Origin of the sequence: Thalassospira sp. CH_XMU1420-2 (genome assembly GCF_037029325.1) — a bacterium.
GTDB lineage: Bacteria > Pseudomonadota > Alphaproteobacteria > Rhodospirillales > Thalassospiraceae > Thalassospira > Thalassospira povalilytica.
The window spans coordinates 825735-837764 of the sequence record NZ_JAYMEG010000002.1 but is presented as its reverse complement, the minus strand read 5'-3'; the positions used below and the strand labels follow the sequence as shown (position 1 = coordinate 837764).

The window sequence follows — 12030 nt, the reverse complement described above, 5'->3', positions numbered from 1 at the left end:
AAATATCGACCAAAAAAGGTGAAAATCACCGGCCTGTGTGAAATTAGATCACATTGCAACCGGTTGTGCAGTTTCAGGCCAAACACATGATAACCAAGGGAAACTGCCGGTTGTAGCTGGCGTGATTGCCAAAGCCCGGGCAAATTCGTCTGCGACTATTGCCTAAGTGTAAAAGTGTTTTCCTTCACATAATTCAATATAACTTATTGTAATAAAAAGAATTATTGGCGTTTTGACCCTCCTTCACAGGCGGGGTTTTACAGCTTGACAGCCCATGGGGTGCTAAGTATGTTGCCCGCGCATTTCCTTGCGACGTTTGCAAGGTTGCCAAAGCGGGGTTCACGACAATGAGCGATGACAAAGATCGCGCTTCATTAGAAGAGCTTGAAAGCAAGCTGGCAGCTGTAGCAGGCAAACGCGAAGAGAAGCACGGCCCGAACCGGGCGACTGGCAAACCATCCCAAGGGATGGCACTTGGCATGAGAATTTCGGCGGAAATGATCGCTGCTGTTCTTGTTGGCTTGTTGATTGGCTGGGCGCTGGATCGGGTGCTTGATACGACGCCTTGGCTGCTTGTTCTGTTTGTCTTTCTCGGGGCAGGTGCCGGAGGCTTGAACGCTTATCGTGTTGCCAAGGGCTATGACAGTGCTGTCGGACTTGGTCGTGCGATGAGGGAGCACAAGCAGGGGGACGGGAAATAATCCCGAAGCCTTATAATATTGAGCGAGGATTACGGTGGCTGGACCGCTAGAGCAGTTTGAAATCAAGCCCTTGGCCGAGCTTTCGCTTGGCGGCATTGATATTTCCTTCACCAACTCCGCACTTTGGATGGTATTCGCAGCCGTTCTCGTAACGTGCTTTATGACGCTGTCCATGCGTCGCGGTGCATTGGTCCCGGGTCGCTGGCAGGGTGCTGCCGAGGTGATGTACGAATTCGTCGCCAATATGCTCAAAGATAACGTCGGAAGCGCGGGTCGCAAGTACTTCCCGTTCATTTTCACGTTGTTCATGTTTGTCATGTTCGGGAACCTGCTTGGCATGATCCCGCACAGCTTTACTTTCACGAGCCACATCGCGGTTAACTTCGCGCTGGCTCTGGTGATCTTCATCGGTGTGACGGTCATCGGCTTCATGCGTCATGGCACGCATTACCTTCGGATGTTCTTCCCTGAAGGTGCGCCGATTGCGACCGCGATCATTCTGGTCCCGATTGAAATCATCTCCTATTTCTCTCGTCCGTTCAGCCTGGCTATCCGACTGTTTGCAAACATGACCGTCGGCCACATCATGCTGAAAGTTATCGGTGGGTTCGTCGGCCTGATTGGCATTCTCGGCGTGCTTCCGTTTGCTCTGCTGACGGGGATTACTGTTCTGGAGTTCGGCATTGCTGCGCTTCAGGCTTATGTGTTCACAATTCTCACCTGCATCTATCTCCATGATGCAATCCACATGCACTAATGTGTGTGGTTTGGTGTGATCTCTTCTGATTGCCTTTAAGAAATTCGAAAGGGTGAAGTTATGGAACTCGATGCTGCTAAGATGATCGGTGCTGGCCTGGCTGCTATTGGCATGATTGGTGCCGGTATTGGTGTTGGTAACATCTGGTCGAGCCTGATTGCGACTGTTGGCCGTAACCCGGCTGCAAAAGGCGACGTTGAACTGTATGGCTGGATCGGCTTTGCTGTTACCGAAGCTATTGCACTGTTCGCACTCGTCGTTGCGCTGATCGTTCTGTTCGTCTAATCGGCGCCTTTTGAGCGAATACACGGCCCGGCGAGGGACCCCCTCGCCGGTGTCGTTGAATTCGGGAGTAGGCTATGCCGCAGTTTGATATTGCGACGTTCTCTGCACAGATCTTCTGGCTGTTCGTCATTTTCGCCGTCTTGTATTTCCTGATGTCGAAAATCGCGCTGCCGAAAGTTGGTGAAGTGCTTGAGCGCCGTCAGAAAACCATCGAAGACAACCTTGGCAAGGCACGGGCGTTGAAAGACGAAACCGATGCCGCCATCGCGAAATACGAGGCTGCTTTGGCAGAAGCTCGTGATGCCGCCCAGGCAGACATTCGCGAAGCGTCGGAAAAGGCTGCTGCAGAGCAAGCCAAAAAAACCGAAGCACTGGTCAAGAAGCTGTCTAAAAAGACATCTGATGCCGAAAAGGCAATTGCGGATGCCAAAACGGACGCGCTGACCGGTGTTGCAGAAGCAGCTTCGGAAATCGCCCGCGAAGCAACCGAAAAACTTATCGGTGTCAAGGTTCAGGCCAAAACTGCCGACAAGGCTGTTTCGGCGATTGTAGGAGAGTAAGACAATGGCAACCCAAGAGGTTACTTTCCTTACCGATCCATACACCTGGACTACGCTTTCTTTCGTCCTGGTCGCCGGTTTTGGCGGTTTCAAGGCTGTTAAGGGCATCTCGAGCGCACTTGATAAACGTGCCCAGAAGATCTCTGACGAGCTGGACGAAGCTCAGCGTCTTCGCGAAGAAGCCCAGGAGCTTCTGGCCAATTATCAGGCCAAACAGCGCGAAGCCCTGAAGGAAGCTGACGAGATCCGCGCGCATGCCAAGGCAGAAGCCGACCGTATGCTTGAAAGCGCCCAGGCTGAGCTCAAAGCGGCACTCAAACGCCGTGAACAGCAGGCTCTGGAACGTATCTCCAACCTTGAAAGCCAGGCCATTGCCGAAGTTCGTGCGCATGTCGCCGAAATCGCAGCAAAGGCAACCACCGCCCTTGTTACTGACAAGGTTTCCGGTGCCAAGGCAGACGAGCTGGTGAACAACGCGATTGCGGAAATCAAAGGTCGCCTGAACTAAGAGTTTCCGTTTTCGGAAATTGAAAACCCCGCAAGCATTGCTTGCGGGGTTTTTGTTTGTCCGGATGCCGGTGGCTGATCAGATCGCGGCACGGTATCGTTGTGGTCGGGCCGGCAGGGGGCGGGGTTGCCCGTTCAGGTGACCGGGACCTTAAAAGCGGTCGCGATCATGGGGACCATCAAAATCAAGTTCAGGACCGACCGGCACCACCCCGGATGGGTTAACGGACGGGTGGCTTTGGTAATAGTGGTTCTTGATATGGTCGAAATGCACCGTCTGGCGGACACCCGGATGCTGATAAAGCGCCTTGGTGTAATTCCAGAGATTGGGATATTCGTGCAGCATCTTGCGATTGCATTTGAAATGCCCGTGATAGACCGCATCAAACCGCAACAGGGTCGGGAATAGCCGCCAATCGGCTTCTGTTAGCTTCTCGCCTGCAAGGTAGGGCTGTTTGCCCAACCGGTCTTCAAGCCAGTCCAGCGTGTCAAAAAGGGTGGTTACGGCCTCTTCATAGGCCGACTGACTGGTGGCGAAGCCCGATTTGTAAACCCCGTTATTTACATCGTGATAAACCCGGTCATTGACCGCGTCAATTTCACTGCGCAGATTTTCGGGATAATAATCGCCTTCCTTGGCGCCATGGCCATCAAACGCGGTATTGAGCATGCGGATGATTTCCGATGACTCGTTACTGACAATACGGCCCGATTTCTTATCCCACAGGACGGGCACGGTGACCTTGCCGGTGTAGTCGGGCTTGGCTGCGGTATAGACCTGATGAAGCAGCGCATGGTTGCCCAGATCATCGATGAAACCGTCTTCTGGTGAAAACTGCCAGCCGTCATCGCCCATATGCCAATGCACGACCGAAACCGAAATCATGTCTTCAAGGCCCTTGATCGCACGAAAGATCAGGGTGCGGTGTGCCCACGGGCAGGCATAGGAAACATAGAGATGATAGCGCCCGGGCTCGGCCGGGAATTCCGCATCGGGATCGGCCGACAGCCAACTGCGAAATGCTGAATCCTGCCGGTTGAATTTACCGTTGCGGTTCTTGGCAAGCAGGGACTCCGTTTGCCAGACGCCGTCTACCAGTTGGCCCATTTCTCTCTCCGATTTTTTGGTCTGCCGGTGACCGATCGGGTCATATCAGGCAGACCGGAAATTTTGCTGTTTCAGCTATTGTTGCCATTTCCGCGTTGAAGACAATCCGCTGTTGTGAGATTTATTTGTTTCCCAATGCGCAACAGTCGGGTTGCGATACGATCAGGAGTATCATCATGTTGATCGGTAATCTGGACGGAATGACCGTTTTCGCCCGTGTCGTCGAAGAAAGCAGTTTTTCCGGTGCGGCGCGCAAGCTTGGCATGTCGAAATCTGCTGTCAGCAAGCATGTTACCAAGCTTGAAGACAGTCTTGGTATCCGGTTGCTCAATCGTACCACCCGTCGTCTTAGCCTGACCGATGCCGGATCAACTTTCTATCAGCATTGTGCACGCGTCGTCGAAGAAATCGAAACGGCCGAACATGCGCTGACTGATTTGCGCGGTACGCCGCGCGGCACCCTTCGCATTTCTGCGCCGCTGACATTTGGCCAGATGTATTTGCCGCAACTGGTGACCGAATTCATGGAAATGTATCCGGGGCTGCATGTGGATATTCATCTGGCGGACCATATGGTCGATCTGGTGGCCGAAGGGTTCGATATGGCGATCCGTATCACCCGGCTTAAGGATTCGAGCATGATCGCGCGCAAGCTTGCCGATTATACCGGGCATGTGGTTGCTGCACCGGCCTATCTTGAGCAGTTTGGTGAACCCAAAACGCCCCAGGAACTGGCTGATCACAAGACCCTGGCCTATACCAACGTGGCCAGCCCGAATATCTGGGATTTCGAAGGGCCGGACGGCCCGGTTACGGTGCGGGTCAATCCGGTCATGTCGTGCAACAATGGTGAATTCACCTCGATCGCGGCCATTCGCGGGCTTGGCATTGCGCGTGAACCGGAATTCATTGTCGCCGAGGCACTAAGCGAAGGCCGCCTTGTCCGAATTCTCAAGGATTACGACCCGCTTAACAATGGCGGGATCTATGCCGTTTATCCGGAACGTCGCCATCTGCCCAGCAAGGTCCGCGTCTTTATCGATTTTCTGGTCGAGAAATTCCGTGGCGGCTTGTGCAATTTCCATCAGGCCGCCTGTCACGAATATAAACAGGGCCGCGGTCGTCAACGTCCCGCACCGTAACGGAAGCAGGCCTGTTAACGCGGGCAAGGAACGGATCAGAAACCGGGAAACATGGCAATCATCTGTGCGTCGGGGGCAGGGCGTTGCAATCAGTACGGTCTTTGATCCGGGGCCGGAAGGCACAGATTGACTGGTCACATTGCGATACGTGATCGTGCGATCAGATATGGCGACCGGCGGCCTAGTTGCTTTCGGCCCGCCATCCCAACAGACAAATCCCCCCGATCAGAAGCGCAATTACAGGCACCGGCAACAGATTGGTGATGCCGCCAATGACGGTTTTGTAGCTGTCGGTTTCAACAAATCCGGCCCAGTTGCTGCCATGCCAGACACGGTCATCGGGCACCTGGCGGAAATCCGGAAGGCCGTCTTCGATCCGACCGATAAAGCCGTCATTCGTCGCGACAAGTTCGGCCAGAAGTTCCGGTGTTGAATTGGTGTTCTGGGTTTCAGGTGTCAGAACATCGCGGTCAACATGCAAGGCGGTTTGCCGCCGGTCATTGCGGTCGCGTACCCCCACCCGGATCAGACCGCGTTCGGTAATCGGAACCGTTGCCTGCCATGACTGATCGGGAAGCTGTTCGAACCGGGCATTGATCTGTTCGCCGGTTTCCGGATTGATGACATTGGCCATTTCTGGTGCCGCACCGATTTTACGCCAGTTCAGAATAAGGCTTTCGCCATCCGGGCTACGCGTTGTGGTGACGGTGTTTTCATCAAGGGCCGGTTCCTTCATCAGCCAGTGGGACAGGCGGCGCAAAAGTTCGGCCACCGGTCCGCCCCCGTCATGCCCGCGCTGCCATAACCACATCTGATCGGTACTCAGCATCGCGACCCGGCCTTCTTCGACCCGTTGCAAGGTCAAAAGCGGCATTTCATCGGCCCCGGTCAAAAGGGTCATGGCATCGGGGTCCGACACCCGGGTTTCGATCTGACGATACCAGCGGCCCCATTTGGGGGGCGTGGTTGGCGACCCGGCAATCGCGGCAGTTACCGGATGCAGCCGACCGGCCGCATTGACGCGCGGGACAAAGGGTTGTTCAACGATCCGGCCGGTCGCCTCGGCAGGCATCAGCTTGTCAAGCGCTGTGCTTGAAAGGCCATCCGGGCCGATATATTCGGGGCCGGCAACAACCAGTGCCGCCCCGCCCCAACGGACATAATCCACCACCTTTTCAAGATAGTGGGGCGGTAAAACACCACGCATCTGATAGCGGTCAAAAATGATCAGATCAAATTGCCGCAGACGGACCTCAAACAAATCGCGGATCGGGAACGGGATCAGGGCAAGTTCATTGATCGGGGTGTCATCGCCCTTTTCAGGGGGGCGCAATATGGTGAAATGCACAAGATCAACACCTGGGTCCGCGCGCAATAGATTGCGCCATGCGCGTTCCCCCGGATGGGGTTCGCCTGAGAGCAACAACACCCGCAACCGGTCACGCACGCCGGTGGTTTCAAGGATCAGGCGATTGTTGCTTTTGTCGGTTTCTTCGGGGGCATCTTCCATGCGCAATTCCGCCAGAACCGAACCGGCATGCGGTACCGGGATACTGACCCGGCTTTGTTCATTGGCCGGAAGAAGGATTTCGTCTTCGGTGCCGTCTTCCAGAAGCATCCGAACCGGAATTGCCGTTCCAGGCGGAAGGTCATGATCAATGGCCTCAATCATGAATTCGGCCTGTTTGCCGACAATGCCGTAATCGGCACTTTGGCGAATGACCAGACGCCGGTCGCGTTCATCGCGCGCCCCGCTGATCAGAACATGTAACGGCGCGCCAAGGTCAAGACGGGTCGGGACATCATGGACCTGGCCGTCGGTGATCATCATCACTCCGCCAAGACGTTCACGCGGAATTCCGCCCAAAAGCCGGTCGAGAACGGCAAACATCCGGGTGTCGGTTTCACCGCTGATTTCTTCGATGCGCAGTTCGACCGACGGGTCATCGGCAAAGCGGTTCCGGATTTCGGCGATGGCGGCATCGCTTTGTGCGGTCCGGTTTGCGATGCGCTGACTGGCGGTTCTGTCGACCAGAACCAGGATAATGTCGCTAAGCTTTTCGCTTTCGCGGTCGGTAAATTGCGGTGCAAGCAATGCCAGCAACACCAGAACCATCACAACCGCCCGCCAAACCGTGCCGCGCAACCGCAACAGGGTAAACAGAATGATTGCCGCCAGACACAGCAATGCCAGACCTTGCAGCAGGGTGACGTCAAGCAAAGGTGCAATCTGGAAATTCTGCCATCCCTGTTTCATCGGCCAAGCCTTTCAAGGATGGCGGGCAGGTGGACCTGATCGCCCTTGTAACTGCCCGTCAGCGCGTACATCACAAGATTGATGCCAAAACGTACGGCCAGTTCGCGCTGGCGCGGGGCGATGTCTTCGGTGCGGATTTCATCGCGCCCTTCCGGGATCATCCAGGCCGATGCCCAGTCATTGCCGCCAAACAATACCGACGCCACCCCGTCCAGGCGTTGATTGGGCCGCGCATCAAGCCATAACGGGGCCGAAAACCGGCCATAGGCATGATCAAGCAAATAGAAACTGCGAAACAGGATATGGTCGCCCGGCGCCCGATCAAGAAGCGGAACTTCCAACCCGGCCAGCAAGCGTCGCAGACGGGCCGGCTGAACTTCGCGGTCGCGGCTGTCGATCAGGATCATGCCACCATTATTCAGATAGCGGTTCAACCGTTCGCGTGCGCGTTCGGAAAACGCGGCCTGTCCATCAACAAGCGGCCAATAGATCAGCGGATAGAAACTGAGCTCGTCGGTTTCCGGATCAACCCCGTCCACCGTGTTAAGGTCCGCGGCACTGCGCCGGCGCAAATATTCCGTAAGGCCGGTCATCCCGGCATGGCTAAGCCGATCAACCGGGGCAACACCGGTCTTGAGATAGGCAAGCCGCGGTTGCAAGGCGGCTTCCTGAACCGATGCCGCATGCCCGGTCCCGTTTGTTGCCAGAAGCATGGCGGTTGCAACACCGGAAATCCCGACGACCAGCAAGATGGTGGTAAATGCATTGCGTTTGCTGTTCCGGCGCAAGCTCAGATGATGAAGGGCAAGCAGGATCAACGCATCAACCAGCAACAACAAAAGTGCCCCCAACAGGCACAATGCCGCAAGGTCGACCTGATCCTGACTTGTGATCTTGCGCGTGGTGACCCCGGATGGCCAAACCACGGTATCGGCGATATCGGTCAATGACGGGCCAAGGTTAAGCGCAACGGCCTGTCCGTTTTCCCCATAGATACCCGGCGGATGACGGGGATTGGGTACTGGCAGTGGCGAACGCACCGGTAAAACCAGCGCATCAGGCTGATGGGTTTGCCCGAACCCGTCCAGAACCGATTGGGGCGGAAGGCTCGTGCTCAGTTCCGCATCGTTCCGGTTGCTTGGACTGGCAAGGGGCAGGATCTTTTGCCAAAGTTCCACAAACAGCCCCGACATAGGAAGGTTCGACCAATCCGCCCATGGCGTTACATGAAACAGAACCACCCGGCCCGAATTGCGTGTCGCACTGGTGATCAACGGGGTTCCGTCTGTCAGGCGGGCCCATGTTTTGCCAAGGATATCGGGGTCCGGTTCGGCAAGAAGCTGACGGTTGACCGTGATGTCGCTTGGAATGGTGATGCCGTAAAACGGGCTGTTATCGGGGAAATCAAGCAGCCGTTTGGGTTTTTCCCATGACATCGACCCGCCAAAATCACGGTTGCCCAGCCGCAAGGTCACCGGAAGGAATTCATTGCCGATTTCAGTGGAACTGTCACCGGCAAAGCGCACCAGCATCCCCCCGTCATTGACCCAGCGTTCAAGGGTTTCAAACTGGCTGCCAAGACCCGAAATCGGCCCGGTTGCCACCAGAATATCGACCTTCTGTTCAAGCAACTGGCCAAGCGGGGCATATGTAACATCGGCATAGGGCGACAAGGCTCGATCAAGGAAGAAATACTGATCGGACAATACGCCGGGACTGTCGCCCGAACTGACAATCACACCAACCCGCCGTTGTTGCCATCGTGCCCCGGTCTGATACATGGTCGCGGCACTTTCAATGCCTTCGATGCCGACCGCCTGAATGGCATTGGCGATGTCGCTTGGCAAAAAGATCGCAATGTCGCTTTGATCGGTATTCGCGGCAAGTTCCGCACTGTGGCGCAAAAGAACCGTTCCCCGATCCCCGCGCGCCAGAAGATTGACAACACGCGGGGTATCGCTGCGATCATGGGCGATGGTTGCAACCATTCCGGTGCGCGACCGGGTCAAAGCCCGAATGGCGATCCGGTCAGTGCGCGGCGGTGAAATGACGGTAATCGGCGCAACATCAAGAAGTTCCCTGGCAATGTCGGCTTTGCCGGGGCTGTTCATATTATCGGTCAGCCACAAAATACTGCCGATGGCATTGGTCATTTCAGGATTTTCGGAAATCAGGTCCGACAGGGCGGCATAGTCGGAATTCCAAGGGCGTGGATGCAGCCGGTCAATCAGGTTTTCCGTTCCCTGCGACGATATCGGACCGACAATTTCTGGTAATTTCCAGGTGGATGCCCCGGCGGCCTCGGGGGCGGTTTGCGCCAGATAGACGGTCTGCAAATCAAACCGGGCCTGATTGGCAATCTGTTGCAGGGCGGTGCGGTATTGCGTCCAGTTTGCGGCACTTTCCCAGCCGTTGTCGGCAATGATCAGAATGGCCCCGTCATTGGCGGCAAAGTCATTGCGGTTCATGACCGGGCGGGCGGCTGCAACAATCAGCAAGGTCAGAATGATACAGCGTAAAATGGTCTGCCAGATCGGTGCGCGCTGAATGTCACGGCGCTGGCTTTTAAGGCCGCGCAACAGACGTGCGGCCGGGAAGATCACATTTTTGGGCGCGCGCGGGGCCGACCGGATCAAAAGCCAGACAATCGGCAAAACCATAAGGCCCGCCAGCATCGCCGGATACAGGAATGTGATGGCCGCAAGGCTCATGACGTCTCCTGCTGGTTATGGCGATGCAAGGTCGGGCGTCCCCGGCCGTTTGACCCGCTTTGGTTTTGCCGTTCGCTAAGATGCTGATACAGCGCAAGCAATGTCGGGCTTGCACTTTCCGATGTGACATGCCGGTCATAAAGCCAGTCATTGTGGCGTGCCGCATCGCGCACCGACGCCCGCCATTTTTGCGCCCGCTGTCTGAATCCATCGGCGATGTCTTCAAAACGTTCGCTGCGATAGATCATCTGATCTTCGGTATCAAACAGATTGATCCGCCCGCGAAATGGCGGGGATATTTCGGCCGGATCAAGAATTTGGACCAAGGCACCGTCATTCTGGTATTGGCCCAGACGGCGGATCACATTGCCGGTTTTTTCCCCCTGATCGGAAAATTCCAGAAAATCACCAAGCAACAGGATCGAATGTTTGCGCCCGGCATGAATGCTTCCGCCCTGTTCGGCAATACTGTGCGGGGTTGCCAGCATCGCATGGGCAAGTTTTTCAAGATGTTCGGCCGATGTGATGCGAGTGCGTTCACCATCAAATGTGCCAACGGTTTCGCCATTGCGAATCAGAAGATCTGCCAGGGCGATTGAAATGATCAGGGTACGTTCGGCTTTGCTGGGGATCTTGTCACTTGATGACCAGTACATGGATGGCGATAAAACCGGCCAGATCCAGTAATTGTGGCTGGCTTGCCATTCGGTCTGGCGGATAAAGGTATGATCGCTGCGTGCGGATCGCCGCCAGTCGATCTGGTTGGTCGGGTCACCGGGGACATAGGGCCGGAATTGCCAGAAATCACTGCCCGGGCCGACTTTGCGATTGCCGTGCAGGCCGCTGCGCAAACTGATGGCAGTGCGACGCGACTCATCAATCAGCTGGGGCAGCCGGGCGGCAAGTGCACGTGCGGCAGCAACATGATCATGCACGGCAGTGACGGCCAATTATGGTTTCTCCTGCAAGTGGGCAAGCGCATCGGTAATCAGGCCCTTGGCGGTGAAGCCTTCGGCACGGGCCCCATAGGTCAGGCCAAATCGATGACGCAGGACCGGGACGGCCAGTTCTTCGATATCTTCGAGTGACGGTGCAAACCGGCCAAACAGCATCGCACGTGCCCGACATGCCAGCGAAAGCGCCTGTGCCGCGCGTGTGCCCGGACCCCAGGCGACATTGTCGCGAATATCGGCAATTGATGTGCTTTCGGGGCGGCATTCGCGACACAGCGCGATGATGGTATCCAGTACCCGGTCCGGCATCGGCAGGCGGCGGACAAAATCCTGTGCCTCGACCAGATCGTCGGCCTGAAGAACCTGCCGCGGGCGGGTGGGATAGCGTCCGGTGGTTTCGGTCACGATTTTGCGTTCTTCATCCGCATTCGGATATCCCAGCCGCACTTCAAGCAGGAAACGGTCAAGTTGTGCTTCGGGCAGCGGATATGTGCCTTCCTGTTCAAGCGGGTTCTGGGTTGCGACCACGTGGAACGGTTCGGGAAGCTTGTGACTGTATCCGGCAACCGATACTTCGCGTTCCTGCATCGCCTGCAACAGGGCGGACTGGGTGCGTGGGCTGGCACGGTTGATTTCATCGGCCAGAAGTAACTGGCAAAATACCGGTCCCTTGATAAAGCGGAACGCGCGTTTGCCGTCGGCCCCTTCTTCAAGGACTTCGGAACCCAGAATATCGGCCGGCATCAAATCCGGGGTGAACTGAACACGTTTGTCCAGTAGCCCCAGAACTTTGCCCAATGTGTGGGCCAGCAATGATTTGCCAAGCCCCGGCGCACCGACCATCAGGACATGGCCACCTGATAAAATGCCGATAAGTGTTTGCTCTACGGCGTCATTCTGCCCAAATATAATGGATGAAACCATTTTGCGGGCTTCGGCCAGCCGCGCGACGCATTCGTCCAGGCGAGCGGCGTCGCGTTCCAGACTGCTATCTTGGGAAAAACCCATTTCTTCGGGGAAACGTGGCGCGTTTGTCATGATGCGAAACT

The 12030-nt window shown here is 56.0% G+C and carries 11 protein-coding genes; 6 read left to right on the top strand and 5 right to left on the bottom strand.

Going from position 1 to position 12030, the window contains the following annotated elements; all coding sequences use genetic code 11:
* Positions 1 to 347: 347 nt before the first annotated feature.
* The 5 genes from WA429_RS08540 to WA429_RS08520 all read left to right on the top strand — a co-directional run bounded on the left by WA429_RS08540 (position 348) and on the right by WA429_RS08520 (position 2811).
* A complete protein-coding gene (locus WA429_RS08540; RefSeq protein WP_068519788.1) occupies positions 348 to 701 on the top strand; it encodes an AtpZ/AtpI family protein in 354 nt (117 codons plus the stop codon).
* A gap of 34 nt (positions 702 to 735) precedes the next feature.
* The gene (locus WA429_RS08535; protein ID WP_114102061.1) at positions 736 to 1458 is read left to right on the top strand and encodes a F0F1 ATP synthase subunit A; all 723 of its coding nucleotides are present in this window, start codon (positions 736 to 738) and stop codon (positions 1456 to 1458) included.
* Positions 1459 to 1518: 60 nt separating this feature from the next.
* Positions 1519 to 1743, top strand: coding sequence for an ATP synthase subunit C family protein (locus tag WA429_RS08530; RefSeq protein WP_033068123.1), 225 nt, complete (start codon positions 1519 to 1521; stop codon positions 1741 to 1743).
* Between the two features lie 74 nt (positions 1744 to 1817).
* Positions 1818 to 2303, top strand: a complete 486-nt coding sequence (locus WA429_RS08525) for a F0F1 ATP synthase subunit B family protein (RefSeq protein WP_101247207.1) — start codon at positions 1818 to 1820, stop codon at positions 2301 to 2303.
* Positions 2304 to 2307: 4 nt separating this feature from the next.
* Positions 2308 to 2811 (top strand): F0F1 ATP synthase subunit B family protein, encoded by a 504-nt coding sequence (locus WA429_RS08520; RefSeq protein ID WP_068519785.1) that lies wholly within the window; start codon positions 2308 to 2310, stop codon positions 2809 to 2811.
* A 150-nt stretch (positions 2812 to 2961) separates the two neighbouring features.
* Here WA429_RS08520 and WA429_RS08515 read toward each other — a convergent pair whose 3' ends face one another.
* Complete coding sequence (locus tag WA429_RS08515) at positions 2962 to 3918, bottom strand: glutathione S-transferase family protein (protein ID WP_287465366.1); 957 nt, start codon at positions 3916 to 3918, stop codon at positions 2962 to 2964.
* Positions 3919 to 4094: 176 nt separating this feature from the next.
* Between WA429_RS08515 and WA429_RS08510 the strand changes: the two genes are divergently transcribed.
* On the top strand, positions 4095 to 5060 hold the full coding sequence (locus tag WA429_RS08510) for a LysR family transcriptional regulator (RefSeq protein WP_068519783.1): 966 nt from the start codon (positions 4095 to 4097) through the stop codon (positions 5058 to 5060).
* Positions 5061 to 5241: 181 nt separating this feature from the next.
* Here the strand turns inward: WA429_RS08510 and WA429_RS08505 are convergent, their stop codons facing one another.
* From WA429_RS08505 to WA429_RS08490, 4 genes are read right to left on the bottom strand one after another with little or no spacing between them, the layout of a single operon-like run.
* Positions 5242 to 7317 (bottom strand): hypothetical protein, encoded by a 2076-nt coding sequence (locus tag WA429_RS08505; protein ID WP_287465367.1) that lies wholly within the window; start codon positions 7315 to 7317, stop codon positions 5242 to 5244.
* Complete coding sequence (locus tag WA429_RS08500; RefSeq protein ID WP_287465369.1) at positions 7314 to 10028, bottom strand: DUF4159 domain-containing protein; 2715 nt, start codon at positions 10026 to 10028, stop codon at positions 7314 to 7316. The genes WA429_RS08505 and WA429_RS08500 overlap by 4 nt, the downstream gene beginning before the upstream one ends.
* Complete coding sequence (locus WA429_RS08495; RefSeq protein WP_114113132.1) at positions 10025 to 10978, bottom strand: DUF58 domain-containing protein; 954 nt, start codon at positions 10976 to 10978, stop codon at positions 10025 to 10027. Before WA429_RS08495 ends, WA429_RS08500 begins: the two co-directional genes overlap by 4 nt.
* Complete coding sequence (locus tag WA429_RS08490) at positions 10979 to 12019, bottom strand: AAA family ATPase (RefSeq protein ID WP_068519779.1); 1041 nt, start codon at positions 12017 to 12019, stop codon at positions 10979 to 10981.
* Positions 12020 to 12030 lie beyond the last annotated feature (11 nt).